General features: G+C 32.1%; 14 protein-coding genes, 1 other RNA gene and 2 pseudogenes. 4 read left to right on the top strand and 13 right to left on the bottom strand.

Annotated features, from left to right (window positions below; all coding sequences use genetic code 11):
• Positions 1-16: 16 nt before the first annotated feature.
• Positions 17-649: pseudogene (locus SO785_RS03080) on the bottom strand (FMN-dependent NADH-azoreductase).
• 286 nt (positions 650-935) lie between these two features.
• Between SO785_RS03080 and SO785_RS03075 the strand changes: the two are divergent.
• Together SO785_RS03075 and SO785_RS03070 are read left to right on the top strand one after the other, a co-directional pair.
• A complete protein-coding gene (locus SO785_RS03075) occupies positions 936-2,084 on the top strand; it encodes a GH25 family lysozyme (protein WP_011254350.1) in 1,149 nt (382 codons plus the stop codon).
• 95 nt (positions 2,085-2,179) lie between these two features.
• Positions 2,180-2,788 carry a DUF5052 family protein gene (locus SO785_RS03070; RefSeq protein ID WP_011254351.1) on the top strand — a complete coding sequence of 203 codons (609 nt, stop codon included), beginning with the start codon at positions 2,180-2,182 and terminating at the stop codon, positions 2,786-2,788.
• Positions 2,789-2,824: 36 nt separating this feature from the next.
• Here SO785_RS03070 and SO785_RS03065 read toward each other — a convergent pair whose 3' ends face one another.
• Together SO785_RS03065 and SO785_RS03060 are read right to left on the bottom strand one after the other, a co-directional pair.
• Positions 2,825-3,316, bottom strand: coding sequence for a P-loop NTPase family protein (locus SO785_RS03065; RefSeq protein ID WP_003547510.1), 492 nt, complete (start codon positions 3,314-3,316; stop codon positions 2,825-2,827).
• A gap of 1 nt (position 3,317) precedes the next feature.
• A complete protein-coding gene (locus SO785_RS03060) occupies positions 3,318-3,767 on the bottom strand; it encodes a hypothetical protein (protein ID WP_003547511.1) in 450 nt (149 codons plus the stop codon).
• Positions 3,768-4,252: 485 nt separating this feature from the next.
• Here SO785_RS03060 and xerS point away from each other — a divergent pair, with 485 nt between their 5' ends.
• Positions 4,253-5,329, top strand: coding sequence for a tyrosine recombinase XerS (xerS, locus tag SO785_RS03055; RefSeq protein ID WP_003547513.1), 1,077 nt, complete (start codon positions 4,253-4,255; stop codon positions 5,327-5,329).
• A 57-nt stretch (positions 5,330-5,386) separates the two neighbouring features.
• Here xerS and SO785_RS03050 read toward each other — a convergent pair.
• Positions 5,387-6,267 (bottom strand): annotated as a pseudogene (locus tag SO785_RS03050) (DegV family protein).
• A gap of 77 nt (positions 6,268-6,344) precedes the next feature.
• Positions 6,345-6,755 carry a MarR family winged helix-turn-helix transcriptional regulator gene (locus SO785_RS03045; RefSeq protein ID WP_011254354.1) on the bottom strand — a complete coding sequence of 137 codons (411 nt, stop codon included), beginning with the start codon at positions 6,753-6,755 and terminating at the stop codon, positions 6,345-6,347.
• 242 nt (positions 6,756-6,997) lie between these two features.
• Between SO785_RS03045 and SO785_RS03040 the strand changes: the two genes are divergently transcribed.
• Positions 6,998-8,689, top strand: coding sequence for an Rqc2 family fibronectin-binding protein (locus SO785_RS03040; protein WP_003547519.1), 1,692 nt, complete (start codon positions 6,998-7,000; stop codon positions 8,687-8,689).
• Positions 8,690-8,760: 71 nt separating this feature from the next.
• On the opposite strand, the gene SO785_RS03035 is transcribed toward SO785_RS03040, so the two are convergent.
• The 8 genes from SO785_RS03035 to rnpB form a co-directional block, all read right to left on the bottom strand.
• Positions 8,761-11,946: a carbamoyl phosphate synthase large subunit gene (locus SO785_RS03035; RefSeq protein WP_011254355.1), complete on the bottom strand. Its 3,186-nt coding sequence runs from the start codon at positions 11,944-11,946 to the stop codon at positions 8,761-8,763.
• Between the two features lie 3 nt (positions 11,947-11,949).
• Positions 11,950-13,005, bottom strand: a complete 1,056-nt coding sequence (locus tag SO785_RS03030; protein WP_003547524.1) for a carbamoyl phosphate synthase small subunit — start codon at positions 13,003-13,005, stop codon at positions 11,950-11,952.
• A 4-nt stretch (positions 13,006-13,009) separates the two neighbouring features.
• Positions 13,010-13,918: an RluA family pseudouridine synthase gene (locus tag SO785_RS03025; protein ID WP_011254356.1), complete on the bottom strand. Its 909-nt coding sequence runs from the start codon at positions 13,916-13,918 to the stop codon at positions 13,010-13,012.
• Positions 13,911-14,375 (bottom strand): signal peptidase II, encoded by a 465-nt coding sequence (gene lspA / locus SO785_RS03020; RefSeq protein ID WP_015613370.1) that lies wholly within the window; start codon positions 14,373-14,375, stop codon positions 13,911-13,913. The genes SO785_RS03025 and lspA overlap by 8 nt, the downstream gene beginning before the upstream one ends.
• Positions 14,376-14,385: 10 nt before the next feature.
• Positions 14,386-16,062 carry a formate--tetrahydrofolate ligase gene (locus SO785_RS03015; protein ID WP_011254358.1) on the bottom strand — a complete coding sequence of 559 codons (1,677 nt, stop codon included), beginning with the start codon at positions 16,060-16,062 and terminating at the stop codon, positions 14,386-14,388.
• 497 nt (positions 16,063-16,559) lie between these two features.
• Positions 16,560-17,792 (bottom strand): metallophosphoesterase, encoded by a 1,233-nt coding sequence (locus tag SO785_RS03010; RefSeq protein ID WP_011254359.1) that lies wholly within the window; start codon positions 17,790-17,792, stop codon positions 16,560-16,562.
• A 2-nt stretch (positions 17,793-17,794) separates the two neighbouring features.
• Positions 17,795-18,919, bottom strand: a complete 1,125-nt coding sequence (locus SO785_RS03005; RefSeq protein WP_003547533.1) for a THUMP domain-containing class I SAM-dependent RNA methyltransferase — start codon at positions 18,917-18,919, stop codon at positions 17,795-17,797.
• 71 nt (positions 18,920-18,990) lie between these two features.
• Positions 18,991-19,357: RNase P RNA component class B (rnpB, locus tag SO785_RS03000), an RNA gene on the bottom strand.
• Positions 19,358-19,383 lie beyond the last annotated feature (26 nt).

Genomic DNA, 19,383 nt, shown 5'->3' with positions numbered 1-19,383 from the left:
ATTATATACTACCAATTTAGAATTCTTTAGCCTTTTTCTCTGCTTCGTTCATTGCAGCATTAACAATATCGTCACGTTTAGTTGGATCAGCATCTACTCCTTCAATATAAACACTATTTATGTTATCAATACCATAAAATTTCATAGTATTGTCTAAATATATACTACCTAAATCTGGTAAAGTTGGTTTAATACCCTCACCATGATACAAACCACCTGCAGCTTGAATATGCATTTCCTTTTTGCCTTTCAATAAACCTACGGCTCCCTTTTCTGTATACTTGAAGGTCTTGTGTGCAACAGCAGTTAAATCCAAGTATTGCTTTAATTCTGCTGGTAAGAAGTGATTGTACATTGGATTAATGAAGATGTACTTATCATCACTTCATAAACTCATCAAGCCATTCTGCATGACGATTTAAAAGGTTCTTTTCTTCATTGGTCATTGGCTCATTAAATTTTGCTTGCGCCAAGCTTCCATTGTCACATCGTTTAATGGTGGAACGCCTTCGCCTGCATAAAGATCACGGATAATAACCTCATCATTATGATGTGTTTACTTATATATATCAATAAATTTCTTGCCTACCATAAGTGACAAACTCTTACTAGTATGTGGATGTGCTTTGATTACTAATAGTTTACTCATTATTATCATTCTCCTTTTTGTTGCTTATCAACCATTTGTAAATATTATATGCTAATTTCGTTGCTTGTTAACAATAAAGATAGATTTTTATTTTGAAATTCTATAAGAAATACACAGCTTATGTATCAATAATATTTCAAATGTTTCTATCTCATTAACACTTCGTTAACATTTAATCTCCAGCATTGTCTTTTTCTTATTATATCTGTATTCTATAAAGTATAGATTTTATATAAAGTGAGAGATATAGTTATTAACTCTCTCCACCAATTATGGAGGAATTAATTTGTTTAAAAAGAAAACTATTATCAAATTGGCATGTACAACAATGCTACTAAACTCAGGAATAGCTCTTATGCCACGCGTAATCTCAACTAGTCAAACAGTTCAGGCTTCATCAACCTCTGTTGCTGCCAAAGTATTAGGAATAGATGTTGCTAGCTACCAAAGTGCAGATTTAACCGCTCACGCTAAAGCGGGTTCACAATTCGCTATCGTAAAAGTTAGTGAAGGTACCAGCTATCGCAATCCTAAAGGAGCTAGCCAAATTAAATCAGCAATTGCCAATGATATGATGCCAATGGGGTATCATTTCGCTACATTTAGTTCTAATGCATCCACAGCCAAGAAAGAAGCACAATATGCTATCTCTTCCGCACAAGCATTAGGTTTACCTAAAGGCTCGTATCTTGCTTGTGACTATGAAACTGGACAAGGTAATATTATCACCAATGGTAAAACAGTAACTGCTAAAGCAATTATCGCCTTCATGGATCAAATTAAGGCAGCTGGCTACCAACCTCTTCTTTATGCTAGTTCATCAGTCCTTCAAAATAATATCGATACCCCATCCGTTGTTAAAAAGTATCCTAACTCTTTGTGGGTCGCAGCTTATGCTATTTCTGGTAGGGTTGATAAACCTAACTTTAAGTATTTTCCATCCATGGATGGTGTAGCAATTTGGCAATTTACCGATAATTGGAAAGGTATGTCAACTGATGGTAATATTACCATCTTACCACTTTCCATCTCTGGCTCTGCCGTTTCTCAAGCTCCTACTAATTCAAATGTTGAACATACTGGTACAGTAATGTACAAGTCATATGTTTATGATTCTAGTGGTAACCGTACGGGCGAAAGTTATAAAGCATACACATCAATTAAATATTATGGTAATAAAACTAAATTAAACGGTAAGTCTGTAATTAGGATTGGTGAAAATAAGTATGTTATGGCAAGTAATGTTTTAGGGAATGCACGTACTTTTAAACAAGATGCTGATGTTTATAGAAACGATGGCACAATTAACCCTGAATGGAAGACATACAAACAAGGCTCACCAGTTAAAACTTATGGTCCCAAGCATTCAATTAACAATGAATCTTATTATCGAGTAGGTAAAAATGCCTATGTAAAAGCTAATAGTTTTAAATAATAGATTATAAAAAGCGCTACGTTAAATAGCGCTTTTTATATGCTTTTATATCGTGATAAAATTAATTGAACTAAATAATAATGGAGAATAATACTATGAAATTACTAAAAAAATTAACGCTAATTTTAAGTCTTAGTGCAGTAATGATTACCTTATCTTCTTGTAGTAACATAGCTAATTGGGAATTATCAATGCGTTCCAAAATTGGAGCGTTACCATTAACAGTATCAACTTATGATTCTAACGGTCAAAAGATCGATCAAATTAAGGCTAAATCAGTCGATATTCATACTGATAAAAAGATGTCCCAAAAAGACGACAAAGGTAATGAAGGCTCTAGTGTTATCGATGTAGATTATGGTAACAATAGAATGATTCATGTAGGTTCTACCTTAATTGCATATGAAGGCATAAAAAACTATATTGATACTTATAATAAGCATACCAATATTAATGACCAAAATCATTCCATACCACTGTTGAATACAATGTATCAAAATTTTAAAAATGCTTGGAGTGGTGATTCCAAGGTAGTAATGATTAGAAGTCAGCTTGGTATGCCTGTTGCAGTATTTACCGGTAGAAATGTTTCTATTCATAAAAGTGATATGAAAAATGCTACGCAATTTGTGATAGATGGTCATAGATTATTTGTTTATCGTGCAGACTATACAATATATCCTATTGCCAGTTTAAAAAATTAATATAACCAAAAAAGTGTCCCAATCATGAGACACTTTTTAATTTAGTTTATTTAAAAAAACTAGAGCTTCTTCCCTATCTTTAAAATGATAAACTTTCACATCGGGATGCATAGCTAACATATTCATAATTTTAGGCTTTTGCCTTTGGGGAAATACTCTAATATAATCCATAAAAGCTTTATCTTCATGTTTTTCAATCCATGGCATATCAGGGCGTTTCTTTCCTCGTCTTTGACGAACACCTTTCAAACAGGCATGTACATCATAATCTAAAAAGAACACAGTATCACATGCACTGAGTCTTTCATCAAACATATACTTACTATAATTACCATCCATTATCCAAGTATCAGTTTGCATTTTAGATTTTAATCGGGAAGTAAATTCTTCTGGTGATACAGTAGTTTTATCAGATTTCCAAAATAATTGATCTAAATATACAATTGGCAAATTAGTCTTTTTTTGAAGTCTTCTTGAAAAGGTGCTTTTCCCGGCTCCCGGAGAGCCAATAACCATAACCTTTTTCATTTTATTCTTTAATTAAAGTATTAAAGGCCTCATTAGTAGCCACAATATCATTCATTAATTGGTTAACCCAATCATTGAGTTTATCATTATCGTAATTTTCTAATCCACCTTCAGTATCACCAATATCAGCAATCCCATTATTAAAATCTACTAACTCGGTAATTAAAGCTTCAGCAAAACTTTGAGTTGCTCCTGCAAAATTATCAGCAAAATTATTAACATCCCCATAGGCATCAGTGATATCAGTAAATGTATCTACCATTTTACCAAAAGTATCACTTAAATTATTAACATCTTCTTGAGTAGGGACTGTTAATTCCTCTTCATTTCTTAATTGTTCGTCCAAACGAACACCAATATCATTTAATACTAAGTGTCCATCATACAAACGATTTAATAATTTAATTCCACTAGGATTTTTTGCTTGAAAATTTACATCAATTTCTTCCATAAACGTACCTCGTAATAATATATTCTTAATTTATTGTACAATTTTTATTAGTAAATTACGATAAACATACTAATATCTTATACAATATTATTAAATTTCAATAAATTGTTATTTTTATCTTGATCGTTACTAAAAAACAGATTAAAATAAAAAGTTGAAAGGTAATGTTGTACCATACAAACAGCATATATTTATCTTTGCTGATTAATCTGCTTTATGTAGATTATCCGGATTGAAAATAGACAATCAAAGTTACTATAACTGAAATGCTATAAAGCGTTGCTAGTATCTCAGTTATAGTAACATGATTTTTCTAGGTTTTATTTCCTAATAAATTGTATTTTATGATAATTACTATAGATATTGTTGTTAATATGAGGCGTTAAGAAATTTAATTTAGGTCATTTATCACCTATCTAACAAGATAGGTGATTTTTTGATTGTATTAATCTGGAAATGTAAATAATATCTAAAAGGAGTCATATATGGAGACAGCTAAATACCTAGAATTAATCGATATCGAGCTGAAAAATATGCCAGATTATGTTAAGCAATATAACCTAGGCACTCATCATTCATTAGCTACTACGTATCAATATTTAACAGAAATACGCCGTTTTTTTAATTGGTTACGTGCAGAAGGAATATCTACTGCTGCAGATAATCGAAATATTTCCACGACTACATTAGAAAATTTACGGCGTAATGATATTATGTTGTATATTGATCACCTAGGCCACACTAAGAATAAACAAGGTCGTTTAAATTCACCTACAACAATTAATAGATCAATTAATGCCTTAAGATCATTATTTAAGTTTTTAACTATTACGGCCGACAATAATAATGGGATGCCTTACTTTGACAGAAATGTAATGCTTAAAATTAACTCATTAAATGATACTCAGACTTTGAATTATCGTGCTCACGTACTCGAATCTCATATGTACACAGGAGATCTAAAATTTAAGTTTTTAGAATTTATAGATCATGATTATGAAAATAAATGTAATAAGCATGCCAAACCTGGATTCAAAAGAAACAAAGAAAGAGATATGGCTATTATTGCATTAATATTAGGAACCGGTATTCGTGTATCTGAATGTGCTGGCGTCGATCTACAAGATTTGAATCTAAAAGAAGCCGTCTTAGATGTTACTCGTAAAGGTGGACAAAAAGATAGTGTCCCAATTGCAGAATGGACATTAAGCTATATTAAGCAATATAAAGATATCCGGACTGATCGTTATATGGCTGATCAAAAACAGACTGCATTTTTTCTCACTAGATGGCATAATCAAACTCGAAGAATAACTGCGAATGCTATTGAAAAAATGGTTAATAAATATTCCGCTTCTTTTGGGCATCCCTTAACCCCACATAAATTAAGACATACGCTTGCTTCAGAATTATATGAAGTTACAAAAGATCAAGTTTTAGTTGCACAACAACTTGGACAAAAAGGCACTACTGCTACCGACTTATATACACATGTCGATCAAAGAAAACAACGTGATGCCTTAAACCAAATTTCAAATAGCCATAATGAAAATCGTAAATAGTAATCCATATTTATACATAAAAAAGAAGCTATAGTACTAGCTTCTTTTTTTATGTATTTATTTTGAAAAATCTAATTTATCTATATCTATCATCCATGCAATAGCAATAGACTTTTCACCCAAGTGTGTAGCAATAACTGGACTAAATTCTGCTATATCAACCGGTTTATTTGGGAAGTTTTCATTAATGAATTGTTTTATTTCTTCAGCTTGCTTATGATCATTAGAATGGAACACGAATAGACGTAATTTATCCCTATATGGTAATTCTGCCGTCTTCTCAAGTGCTAACTTCTCAACTTTAGATACTGCTCGTTTCATTGATCTAATCTTGTCAAATGCAACAATCTTACCTTCATCATTGAAAGTCAAAATTGGTTTAATTTGTAACATAGTACCTATAAAAGCACTAGCATTACTTAATCGTCCTCCACGACTAAGGTTTTTTAGATCGTCTACTACAAAAGTTCTTGTATAGTATCACGAATTTTATCTAAATTGTTAATAATTGCTTCTGGTTCTAATCCCTTCTTGATCATCTTAGCTGCAGCTAGTACCAAATATCCTTGTAGTTTAACTGTCATCTTAGAATCATATGGATATAAATTATATTCTGGATTATTATGTGCCATATTTACCAAGTTTTGGTAGAAACCAGAAATACCGCTAGATAAGGTAATAGCGATAATTGCTTCATACCCTTCATCATGAAGTTTATTAAATAGTTCTAGCATTTGACCCATGCTAGGTTGTGAAGTTTTAGGAAAAGCAGCACCTTGTCTTTGCATTTCAAAAAGTTGCTCAGACGTAATATTAACGCCTTCCAAATATTCTTTATCTCCAACAATAACGGGGATTGGAACTACATTAATATTATTGTCTTTTACTTCTTGTTCAGTTAAGACACTAGTACTATCAGTGACTAATGCGATTTTCAATTTATTAATCCTTCCCATTTATCAAGTTTATATATAGAAGAATTATAGCATAAAATCATTTGCTGTATGCTATAATTCTATCTTCCAAGGGATGCAGAATTATGTGCGATCTCTGTCAATTGTCTAATGAATACTGATTTAGCATCTTGATCGAGACACATAAATAACAAGTTTTCAATCTGTTTAAGTGATTGCTTTAGAATTTGAGCTTTTTGTAATCCATCTGAATTTAGATTAATAATTTTGCTCGAATCTTTTTCAGAACGAATCACTTTTATAAGAGATTGGGTCTTTTTTTGTTGGAGTTGTCGACTTAAGGTAGAAAGTGAAATGTTAAGGGCATCTGCCAACTTCCCCATTGCTAAAGGCTCATTGTTGGTTTCATCAAAAAATAAAAGGATTCTAGTTTGTGAGATATTTAAGCCACATTCGTAATTTATTTCCTTTTTGATTTGCTCTGCAATCGTGCTAAAAAATAATACATCCATATACGTTTCCTTTTCCAAAAAGTAGATTAAACTATATTTGTATTTTATCATTTAATAAGGTATTTGATAATAGCATTCAATAATTAAGTTGATTGCTATATTTTATCTATTAAATAAAGAAATGATTGCTAAATTTAAAAAATTAATAGTAACAACGATGCATTTAAAGTAAAAAAATACAATTGATTTTAGAATATACAAAAATATTGTTATAATATTAAACGTATTTTGAGGTGATATACATGGCATTTGACGGATTATTTATCCATAGTTTACTACAAGATTTGACCCCTACATTAGTAGATGGTCGATTATCAAAAATTTACCAACCATTTGAACAAGATCTAATATTAACTTTTAGAAAAAATAGAAAGAATTATCAATTATTAATTTCAGCCAACGCTCAATATCCTAGAATGTATTTAACTGAGCAGACTATTGCTAATCCAGACAAAGCACCTATTTTTGTTATGGTTTTAAGAAAGTATTTGGAAGGTTCAGTCTTACAATCTATTGAACAAATTGGTGTGAACCGAATTATAAACCTTCATTTCAGTAATCGAAACGAATTAGGTGATCAAGTAAAATTAGTATTATCCGTTGAATTAATGGGACGACATAGTAATGTAATTCTCTATGATCAACAGAATGGTCATATTATTGATCTATTGAAGCGAATAAATCCTGATGAAAATAGAGCTCGTATTTTATTACCTAAGGCAAAATATGAGCTTCCCCCTCTTAAACCTGGTATAAATGGTTTAGTAGTAACTGAAAATCAATTTAAAAAGTTAAGCAATGAAAAAAGCATTCCAGATTTAGTGAAATCAATGGATGGTTTAGACAGAGACGATCGTGAAGAATTAACTGGTTATCTTGAAGATGATTTTAGCTATTCTTCATTTAAGACTTTCTTTGATCAGTTTAATAATCCAAGAGCTTTCGTTTTAAAAACTCCAAGAAATAAACGTAAGATTTTCTGTTATCTTCCCTATCATTTAGATTTAGAGAAAGAAAATTCTAATCCTGATTTAAATAAAGGTTTAGATGAATTTTATGAATACCAAGCAACACGTGATTGGGTTAAACAACGTGCTAGTCAGGTTGAACGTGTCGTCAAAAACGAACAGAACAAACTAAGTAAGAAGATTAAGAAATTAGAAAAGCAATTAAACTTAGCAGAAAATTCTGAGGGCTATCGTATCAAGGGTGAAATATTAAATGCTAATTTAGGACAAGTAAAACCAGGAATGACTGAGGTTTCCTTACCTAACTATTATGAAAATAATAAACCTATAAGCATTAAACTTGATCCAGCTTTATCTCCGGCTCGAAATGCACAAAAATATTTCACTCGCTATAAAAAATTACGTGATTCTATCAAACACGTTAACGAACAAATTAAAATCGCTAAAGAAAATCTTCGCTATTTTGATTCTATCCAAACAGCTATTGATAATGCTGATCCACAAGATATTGATCAAATAACTGACGAATTGATTAATCAAGGTTATATTAGAAAGCAACAAAAAAATAGACGTAAGAAGAAAATTACTGAACGCAATCTAAATGAATTCCAGCTTTCTTCTGGAAAACATGTCTTAGTGGGTAAAAATAATTACCAAAATGACTGGCTTACTCTAAAAAAAGCTAATAAATTAGATTATTGGTTCCACGTTAAAAATATGCCTGGTTCACATGTTATTTTGCGAGATGATCAACCTACCGATCAAGATATTAAAGAAGCTGCAGAGATTGCTGCATTTTTCTCTAAAGCCAAAAATTCTGCCCACGTTCAAGTTGACTACGTTCAAGATAAGCGTGTAAAGAAGCCTAATGGGGCTAAGCCAGGATTCGTAATTTACACAGGACAGAATTCAATCGAAGTTACACCTAAAGAAGACGAAATTATGGCTAAAAAAATCAATAAATAAAAAAACATACCTCAAAAGGTATGCTTTCAAAAAGAAGTTAAACTCATAACGAGTTTAACTTCTTTTTTATATTAAATTGGTTGAGTCGTTAATGCTAATGACTCTAATACATCTAGAATTAACTCTGCTGTTTCAATACTTGAAAATACCGGTATATGTGTATACAGTGCCTGATCTCTAATCCTCAATGCATCTTCACTGGCAGCGTCCGACAGATTAGTAATATTTACCACCATTACTATCTTATGTTGGCGAATTTTTTCAAGTAAATTACGAGGATTATTATGTACTTTTTCAACTATACCAGTGGTGATACCGGCTTCTGCAAAAATATTTGCTGTACCTTCAGTGGCTACCAATTTAAAGCCTAAACGGTCAAATCTTCTAGCCAATTGAGTAACTTTTTCTTTATCTTCATCTCTAACAGAAATAAAGATTGTACCATAGCTTGGTATATGCAAGTCACTTGCTTCATACCCCTTATATAATGCTTTAGCTAGTTGTGTATCACGACCCATAACCGAACCGGACGATTTCATATTAGAATCAAATGTATTTCCGCTTGTATAATTCAAAAATGAAAATACCGGCATCTTGATATGAATAAAATTACTAGTTTGCCATAGGCCGTCGGGATACCCCATATCTATTAAATTTTTACCTATTAACACTTCAGTAGCACATGCCGTGATATCTTTATTCAAAGATTTAGATAAAAATGCTACATTGTGGCCTGCATAAGGTTTAATTTGTAAAAGATACAAATCATCATTTACAAATAAGTAATGTAAATTAAAAATACCTCTAGTTTTTAGCCGTTTAATTATTTTTATTGATTCTTTTTCAATTCTATTTTGTTGCTTAATCATTAGATTCTGTGGTTGAATTACCGCAATAGAATCTGATGCATGAGAACCAGTTTGTTCTAAGTGTTCTATAATTCCCGGTAAAGTAACATTTTCACCGTCTGAAATAGCAGTTACTTCATACTTATTTCCTTCTATAAATTGAGAGACTGCTATTTGATCTAGTTGATTTTCCGTTAAATATTTTTCAATTGCTGGAATATCATAAACTACCGCTGATTTTTGCTTATTATCCTTATTCATTCCACCAATTAAAATTGGAAAGCCATGTTGATCGGCAAATTCAAACACATCATCTTCTTGCGTAGTTTTCAAAGCAGGTACACGATCTAAGTTTGCAAGGTTTTCTTTCAACAAATTATCGATCTTATCATGAACATCATTAGTTGGTACTTGGCCAATTACATGCAATCCACACTCTTCAAGTCGTTTGCTTAATGCGCTAACTTTTTTTCCTGAGAATTGCAAAAGAATATCTTTAATATTCTCTCTATTAGCAACTGTTAAAATATTTTCTAAGGTAATTGATTCAAAGTATACACGATCAATATCTTTATATCTAGACGAAACAGATTCATCATTATTTGACAGCAGCACTGTTACATAGCCATTATTATGTAAAGTTTTAGCTGCATGTGCAATCATATAATCAAATTCACTAGTAACAGAAACTTGTAATGGTAGCATCCCTAAAATAAGTATTTTTTTATCTGCTGCTAAAGTATTAGCCTCATTTTGTACATTATAGGCACTATAATATGCACAAACATTAGGTTTATATACTCCTGCTGACCCATCAATCTTTAAAAACGATGGAGTTAAATTATATTGTTCTATGATCTCTTGAACATCTTCCACTGATTTATTTAATATTTTGGCCAATAAAGTATTAAAAAAGCCATATACTTTTGCTTCTTCTAATAAATCAAATGACAAATTATCTTTATCAGATATTAATCTATTCGCAATATTTATTATGTGTAAAAGCTTTTGATAGTAAATAGGATGTAGACCAGTAACCTTTTGTAACTCAGCAAAAGTAATTCCTTGTTTTATAGCTGCCAATAACTTAACTAAATGTAATTCGTCCGGATTAGCAAGATCTTCTAAGATTTTATCTTTATTTTTTTGTGTTTCTTGAATAAATGCATTCCAGCCCAACTCTAAATCAATGGTTGCATGAAGTCCCTTTAAAAAAGCTGTTTCAAAGTTTCGGCCCACTCCCATTGCTTCACCACTGGCTTGCATTCTGTTACTTAATCGGTAATGATTATATCCCGATTCTGCAAATGACCAATATGGCATCTTTATTGCAATAGCATCAAGTGTAGGTTCAATTGACGCATTTAATCCGGATAAAGGATCTATTATTTCGTTTAATCTATAGCCAATTGCTACTTTACTTACTATATATCCCACATCATATAAACCAATTCGTTGTGTCCACACAGCACTTCTTGTCAAACGAGGACGAATAGTTAATAATTTTGATTTGATCTGTGTTCCATAATGTTTTATTGCAAAATGAAAGCTAGAAAATCCTATTAAATTAAGATTATTAATAATCTTTTTAACAGATTCACGTAATTCCTGAATATGATCATTATTCAAAGTTAAAGCTGGCATTGTGACAGCTGAATCTCCTGAATTAATTTTTACCGGTTCAATTGATCCAGCAAAATTAATAAAAACAGTATTCCCATCTTTATCACGAATCACATCTACGATAACTTCTTCCCAACTAGAAAGATCTTCAGTTAATCGATAATTTTTCCAATTAAAGTTATCATTCTGCTTTTCTTTTTTAAAAAAATCAATCAAATCTTGAGCGTTATCAAAATGTAGGTGCTCATTATGAACATAACGATTATATTTAGTAACAAGAACTGGAAATGTGATTTTTTCAGTTAGTTCATTTGAATTTATACTATCTGGTATCCCTTGATTTAACTCCCAAGACTTACCAGTATCAATTCCCAATTTTTTTAATAGCTCATTTCTTTTTTGCTGATTCCCCATTTGTAACATACGTGAATTTAATGTTAACAATTGGATACCCATCTGCTCTAAAATACCATCTTGTAATAATTTATGAGCTACTTTTAATCCATTGGTTGAACCATATTCTGTAATTATGGCATCTGGTTCCTCCATACGCAGAATTCTTTTTAGAAAATCTAGTGTCATTGGTTCCAAATAAACAGTTACATCTGGTCTTTTATCAGTAGAGATCGTTGCTGGATTAGGATTTACTAGAACTACCTGTATTCCTTCTTCAGTTAATGCATCAATTGCCTCAGTTGCCATGAGATCCATTTCAGCTACACTACCAATTAAAGTAGGCCCTGAGCCGATAATTAATACTTTATCTAAATCGTTTTCTAATGGCATAATCTACTCCATCATTTGTACAAAATAATCAAAAATTTCGTCTGCATCACGAGTTCCAGGTGCACCTTCAGGGTTAAAGGCAGTAGCAATTAACTTATCTTGAGTATTCCAAAAACCAGCCATCAATTCGCTATGAAGGTCAAAATACTCTCGATTCATATTCATCTGTATACTATCTGGTAAAACAAGTTGATCAATGTTCATTGATGTCTGCCAAATAGTATTAGTATTTTGTTCAATCACAGGATAATTAATACCATTAAATTCCTGTGGTAAATCTACCAACTCAAAATCTAAGTAACTACTTAATATTAGAAAACCTAAACCTATTCCAAGTATCGGATATTTTCCATAAAAATGATCTAATACAGGGGCTAATTTATCTATTAATTCTTCCGGTCTTCCTGGTCCGTTTGAAATAATAATTCCTTCTGGTCGTAAATTTTCTATATCTACTGGACTAGCATTATATGGTAAAACTGTTGCATTAACTTTTCTTAATGATAAAGCTCTAAGCATTGAGTGTTTTAACCCTAAGTCTAAAACAGCAACAGTTTTACCGACATTTGGGGATGCATATGCATTTTTAGTTGAAACCATTGCAGATTTATTTTTAGGTAAGACTAATGCTTTAATCTGATCAAAGGCATGCTCATCGTTAGTATCCATAATTGATGCTTTTATGGTTCCTTCTTCCATTAATCGATGAACCAATGCCCGAGTATCAACATTAAAAATTGCTGGAATATTCTTTTCCTTTAAAAAAGAACTAAGATCTTCAAAATTTTCACTATCTGAAATATTTAATGCAATATCATTAGCGATTATTCCTTTAACCGTAGGATCAATACTCTCATAATCAATAGCATTAATTCCATTATTACCAATCATTGGAGAAGTAAAAACTAAAATCTTGCCAGCATTAGTTGGATCAGTTAAAGCTTCCTGATAGCCAAAATTGGTTGTTTGAATTGCAAGTTCACCGGTTGAAATAATACTGGCACCTATTCCTTCACCTGAAAAAGAGCTACCATCTTCTAAAATCAAATAACGCTTCATTATATCACTTGCTTTTTTCTAATTGTATTAACATATTTTGGAAAATCTTAGGTGGTTCTACACTAAATTCCAACCATTTACCTGTTTTAGGATGTTTAAATCCTAAAATTTTTGCATGTAAAAATTGACCATTGCCCTTTAAAGTTTTACGTGGACCGTACAAAGGATCTCCTGCTACAGCATGACCAATATAATCGAGATGCACTCTAATTTGATGAGTTCGACCGGTTTCTAACTGACACTCAATTAAACTATAGCCTTTAAATTGCTTTAAAACTTTAAAGTGAGTAATAGCTTTTTTACCGTTTTCTACAACTGCCATTTTTTTGCGATCATATGGGTTACGACCAATTGGTGCATCAATGCTTCCTTGCTCTTCACTAAAATTGCCATGGACAATTGCCCAATATATCCTTTTATTGGTCTTATTAGCCAATTGCTGTTCAAGTGATTCACGAGCTGTAGCATTTTTAGCAATCATTAATAAACCGGATGTGTCTTTATCAATTCGGTGAACGATACCCGGTCTAAAGCCTTCAGGAGACTGAGCTAAATCTTGGGTATGATAAAGAAGTGCATTTACTAATGTATGATCTGGATGTCCTGGAGCTGGGTGCACTACCATCCCTTGAGGCTTATTTACTACAATCACATCATCGTCTTCATAAACAATGTCTAAGGGAATATTTTCAGCAACAATATCTAAAGGTTTAACTGCAGGAACAGTAATTTCAATTTTATCTCCATCTTGAATTTTGTAAGATACTTTTTCTACCTTTTCATTTACCAAAATGTTTTGATCTTGAATTAACTCTTTAACCCTAGTTCTGGATAAATCTGACAATTGCTCTGAAATAAATTTATCTAAGCGACCACGTTGGTTCGTTACTTCAAGTGAATATTTTTTAGGCATGTTTTTCATCCTTGTCTGCAAAAATTATTAAGTAAATAAAAATAAGAATTACGCCAATAGTAATTGCTGAATCTGCGATATTAAAAATGTTGAAATGAACAAAATCTAACTGCAACATATCGACTACATATTTTAGTCTGAGTCTATCGATAAAGTTACCAATAATACCACCAAGTACAAAAGATAATCCTATATCAAATAAAACATTCTTATACTTTTTATTAAAAAGAAAGTATAAACAAACACCAATTGCAATAATACTAATAAAATAAAATAGCCACATTTGATTAGTTAAAATATTCCAAGCTGCACCATTATTTTGCAAATAATTAAATGACAAGATTCCTGGAATAATCTGGTGAACCTCACCAACTGAATAATTACTTACTATATAATTCTTTAACCCCTGATCTGCTAAAACAACAAATAATGTAATAATTAAATATAAAAATTGCATATAATTTTTTCTAAAATAATCCACTAATCTTACCATCATTATCTACGTCAATATCTAAAGCAGCTGGATGCTTAGGTAAGCCCGGCATATCTAAGACATTTCCTGTAGTTACTACAATAAAGCGAGCACCATTTTTTAAGCTTACGCCTTTCACATGGAGATTAAAACCACCTGGGGCTCCTAGCTTCTTTTTATCATCACTAAATGAATATTGAGTTTTAGCAATAATTACAGGTAATTTATCCTTACCAATTTTTGCTAATTCTTTGATCTGTTCTTCAGCCTTATCTGTATACTCAACACCATCAGCATGGTAAATTTTTGTTGCTATTTTTTTAATTTTGCTCTTAATATCATCATCTTCGTTATACGTTGAGATTAATTCGGCTTTACCCGAATCAGCTAGATTAATAACTTCTTGCGCTGCTCGACTTCCACCCTTGGAGCCTTCATTATGGTAAGTAACCACTTCAGCCTTAATTCCTTGTTTTTCAACCAATTCTTTAAGAAGTTCTAACTCTTTATCTGTATCCGTGTCAAAACGATTAATTAACACAATTACTGGCACATTATATGAACGCATGTTATTCATATGACGTTCTAGATTCTTAAACCCAGTTTTTAATGCATCTAAGTTTTCTTCATCTAATTTATCAGTAGATCCTAATGCTTGATATTTAAGAGCACGTACAGTTGCAACCACCACAGCAGCATCTGGTGTTTTATCTAGATGCTTAGAAACAAAGTCCATAAACTTTTGTCCACCAAGATCACTACCAAAACCTGCTTCGGTCAATACATAATCACTAAGATGTAAGGCTAAATTAGTTGCCATTACAGAGTTAGCGCCATGAGCAATATTAGCAAAAGGTCCTCCGTGTACTAATGCTGGAGTATGTTCAAGTGTTTGAACTAAATTAGGCTTCAATGCATTAGATAATAATGCTGCGATGGCACCTTGGAAGCCAAGTTGTTTTACATAAACTGGTTGATCATCTTGAGTATAACCAACAAGCATATCACCAATTCTAGCTTTTAAATCGTTAATATCATTAGCTAAGCATAAAATAGCCATTAGCTCGTTGGCTACAGTAATTGCAAAACTAGCCTTGTGTTCAATTCCATTAAACTTAGAGCCTTGACCAACTGTAATTTTTCTAAGAGCACGATCATTTACATCAAGTCCACGTTTTAACAAAATCCTTTCAGGATCTATGTTTAAACTATTATCTTGATAAATATAATTGTCTACTAATGCTGCCAAAGTATCTATAGCTGCTGTTAATGCGTGCATATCGCCTGTAAAATGTAGGTTAATATCTTCCATAGGAATGATTTGAGCTCTACCACCACCAGTAGCACCACCTTTAAGACCAAATACTGGACCCATTGAAGGCTCACGAAGAGCAATGAGTGTATTTTTATGTAGTTGATTGTGGATAGCATCGCCTAATCCAATAGTAATTGTCGATTTTCCTTCACCAGCAGGTGTAGGTGAAATTGAAGTTACTAAAATTAATTTGCCTAATTTATCATTTTTACGAATGCGATTTATTGCTTTCCAATTAATTTTTGCTTTATCTTGTCCATATGGCTCTAGATCTTCTTTTTTTAAATTAACCTTTGCGGCAATTTCCTCAATTGGTAATTCTTTAGTTTCTTGTGCAATTTCAATATCTGATTTCATTAAATTAATTCCTCTTTCTCAAAATTATTAAAATAGAATAACTTTGAAACTCACCTTTTAATCGATAGAATTGAAAATTTCGCCATTTTTTATATAAAACTGGCTGACTTACTTTTTGTCTTGTGCGATATGGCAGTTTGAAGATAATTTGATTTTCTCGTTTTTCAAAATAAGAAAAACGCCAAGTATATATTGCTAACAATATAAAGATGAGGCCAACTATTATTCCAGGAACACTAATTGCTTTATTCCCTTCGTAGCCTAAAATAATGGCTATAAAAAGAACTATTAGAAGCCAAGAATAATAAATTAATCCTGCAGCTCCTAAAAATATAAAATGCCGTTTAGATTTTAGAATTTAGATCACACCCTGTTTATTATTTACCCTTATTGTAACAAATATATATAAATTAAGAGAGGCTGTTTTTTCTACTACCATCTTTTTAATCAAGAATAATATTGTTGCAAATAAAAAGGCCATTGCCTGCGGCAATAGCCTAGTATTTAATTTTAACTTGTAAATTACTATGTGCACTAGTATCGTATAAAGTCTTTAAATATAGTCTATATTCTGGATGATGTTCGATTAATGTCTTATATGCTTTAGAAACATAAATTTTTTTAAGCTCATTTTGTTTAATATAATTATGACCAGTAAAGAAATGGTAGTTCATCCATCCAAAAAGTTTTCCCATTTCTCTGACCAAGTTAACATCACCATGATATTTATTAAGTTCACTTTGCATCATATCAGCAGAAATACTACCTAACTGTAAATTTTTTAAATACTTGTGAAAATGCTCTAAAGTATAATTTTGTTTGTCTTTCTCAGTTAGATATCTCGTCATATCAAAATTTCGTCTAACATACGTTATATGACGTGAATGTACTCTAACTACTCCGTATCCTTGATCGTTTGAGCAGAAACTTGAAGTAACTATTTCAGTAGTTGGTGTGAAATCTTGTGGTCCCAAGATATTTTGTGCATGGATATGACCAGAAAAAGCTAATTTGACATTATATCTCGTACATAATCTACGTAATTTAGCCGCATCATCAACAACATACCCTTTGTTTACTGCCGGATTATGTACATATAAGTTATGATGCATAAATAATATTGGACGAAGTTGGTTATCTTGAGCGTAACGGAACTGCTTTTCAATCCATTTTAATTGCTCATCTCCAATAATTCCTCTGGTATGTGGTGCAGCAGTAGTCTCTTCTTTACCATATAAATTTGAATCAGCTAATACTAAAAAATATTGTGGATTCAATTGTACACTGTAAGCTAATGAACTAGGATCTGTATCTTCTGCTTCACGATATGATTTATCAAAAATTGAGCGCCAAAACATGGGACTAATCTCGCCAGCATAAAACTGCTTTTTACCGCGAAATTCTCTTGCCCATCCATCAAAGATATCGTGATTACCCGGCAAGACTAATAATTTAGTTTCTTTCAACGGTTTGAAAATTTGAGCAAATTTTTCTGCAGATACACGTTCACCATTAAATGTTACATCACCGGTTACAATAATTGCAGCTGGTTTCTTACGTTGTGCCATTCGCATAAAAGCAGTTAAAGCTACTTCTTGATAATATAAGTCCTTGCCTTGACTTGTTTTTTGCATACGTGAAAAAGCTGGACCTTCATCATGTAAGCTGTCTGCAATTAGATGAGTATCAGAAATTACCCAAAACTCCGTATTACGCTCTTTTGTAATCATTTTTACCTTCTGTTAGCCCAATATTGATAGAAATCAACTCTTAAATTACCATTAAATAATTTACGTTTCTTTGTGGCTTTAGCACCAAAGTATTTTTCAAAATTAGGATCTGCAGTTAAATAATATTGACTAAATGAATCTAACGGTCTTAAAGCCTCTCCCATTTGTTTATACAATTCTTCCGCAGATTCACGATCTTTCAGTCTTTTACCATATGGTGGATTGGCTATAATAATCCCATTTTCTAAATCAGTGGTGAAATCTTTTACTGCAACTTGTTTAAAGCGGATATCTTGTAAAACTCCAGCATTATGTGCATTAAGTTTAGCAATTTCAAGAACTGATTGATCAATATCACTAGCCCAAATGGGTGCCTCTAAAGATTTGACCTCTGCTTTTGCTTTAGCTAATGCTTCTTTATGAAGATTGGTATTAAACCAATCGAAGCCATCAAAAGCAAATTTGCGCCAGGTACCAGGTGCAATATTTTTGGCAATCAATGCAGCCTCAATTGCTAAAGTACCTGATCCAGTCATTGGATCTATCAAGGGATGCGTGCCGTTATAAGGAGTGAGCTTTAATAAACTTGCAGCAAAATTTTCTTTCATCGGAGCTCCACCATGTTCAATTCTATAACCACGCTTAAATAAACTAGCTCCAGTAGTATCCAATGATAATCTAGCTAAATTTTTGTAAATATGGATATCTAATGGATATTCGTTACCAGTTTCTGGTAAAAAACCACGGCGATGATATTGATCAATCATCTTATTAACAATTGCTTTTTTTACGATAGATTGTACATCAGGCTCTGAATGCAACTTGGATTTTACTGCTCTACCTTGAACTGGAAATTTTGCATCAACTGGCAATAATTCTGCCCAATCATAAGCATAAACTTCATCAAACAAAGTGCTAAAATCTGTTGCCTTAAATTCCTTTAATAAAATCTTGATTCGATCAGCTGTTCTTGACCATAGATTTACTTTTACAATGTCTTCTTGTGTACCTTCAAAAAATACACGACCATTTTCAACCTTGGTTTTATAACCCATACTTTGTAATTCTTTATTTACGACGCTTTCGAACCCTGCGCCCATTGTTGCGTAAAGTTGATATTTTTTCATTATTTCTCTTTCATATTATTTGATTAAAATAAAAAAGTTGGACTAAAAAGCCCAACTCTGCCTGTGTGAATTTCTATAAGCCACGTTTTGTTCCAGTGATTCTTGGCAAAATCACTATTAGTAGTCATCTATCTTTATTGCTAATGCAATAACCCGATCTTTAGTTCATTTCCTTAGATCGAAACTCCCCCACCAAATTTGGGTTTCACGCTCGCAGGGTTTACCTCGTTCCACCAAAATCATTTCTGATTTTGCTACGTCACTGTGGCACTTTCAGGATAGTAATGCATGTCCAAAGATTTAGCACTTTTTCCGCCGTAAAAGTTAAATAACTTTCCTCCAGCTTATTGAGCTGAATACGATCACTACAAGCATCGCAGCTTGTGCGTGCGTGGACTTTCCTCAGCTAGCAAAAGCTAGCCGCGCCTACTCGAAATTCACACTGTTAACTATTATAACAAAAA

The organism is Lactobacillus acidophilus (assembly GCF_034298135.1).
GTDB lineage: Bacteria > Bacillota > Bacilli > Lactobacillales > Lactobacillaceae > Lactobacillus > Lactobacillus acidophilus.
Note: the sequence above shows the minus strand (reverse complement) of the source record. Positions and strands in the feature narration are given on the sequence as shown.

Excerpts from the sequence above, each read along its gene's own strand:
- SO785_RS03070 (WP_011254351.1), top strand. The coding sequence starts at position 2,180 with ATGAAATTACTAAAAAAATTAACGCTAATTTTAAGTCTTAGTGCAGTA.
- SO785_RS03065 (WP_003547510.1), bottom strand. The coding sequence starts at position 3,316 with ATGAAAAAGGTTATGGTTATTGGCTCTCCGGGAGCCGGGAAAAGCACC.
- SO785_RS03060 (WP_003547511.1), bottom strand. The coding sequence starts at position 3,767 with ATGGAAGAAATTGATGTAAATTTTCAAGCAAAAAATCCTAGTGGAATT.
- xerS (WP_003547513.1), top strand. The coding sequence starts at position 4,253 with ATGGAGACAGCTAAATACCTAGAATTAATCGATATCGAGCTGAAAAAT.
- SO785_RS03045 (WP_011254354.1), bottom strand. The coding sequence starts at position 6,755 with ATGGATGTATTATTTTTTAGCACGATTGCAGAGCAAATCAAAAAGGAA.
- SO785_RS03040 (WP_003547519.1), top strand. The coding sequence starts at position 6,998 with ATGGCATTTGACGGATTATTTATCCATAGTTTACTACAAGATTTGACC.
- SO785_RS03035 (WP_011254355.1), bottom strand. The coding sequence starts at position 11,946 with ATGCCATTAGAAAACGATTTAGATAAAGTATTAATTATCGGCTCAGGG.
- SO785_RS03030 (WP_003547524.1), bottom strand. The coding sequence starts at position 13,005 with ATGAAGCGTTATTTGATTTTAGAAGATGGTAGCTCTTTTTCAGGTGAA.
- SO785_RS03025 (WP_011254356.1), bottom strand. The coding sequence starts at position 13,918 with ATGCCTAAAAAATATTCACTTGAAGTAACGAACCAACGTGGTCGCTTA.
- lspA (WP_015613370.1), bottom strand. The coding sequence starts at position 14,375 with ATGCAATTTTTATATTTAATTATTACATTATTTGTTGTTTTAGCAGAT.
- SO785_RS03015 (WP_011254358.1), bottom strand. The coding sequence starts at position 16,062 with ATGAAATCAGATATTGAAATTGCACAAGAAACTAAAGAATTACCAATT.
- SO785_RS03010 (WP_011254359.1), bottom strand. The coding sequence starts at position 17,792 with ATGATTACAAAAGAGCGTAATACGGAGTTTTGGGTAATTTCTGATACT.
- SO785_RS03005 (WP_003547533.1), bottom strand. The coding sequence starts at position 18,919 with ATGAAAAAATATCAACTTTACGCAACAATGGGCGCAGGGTTCGAAAGC.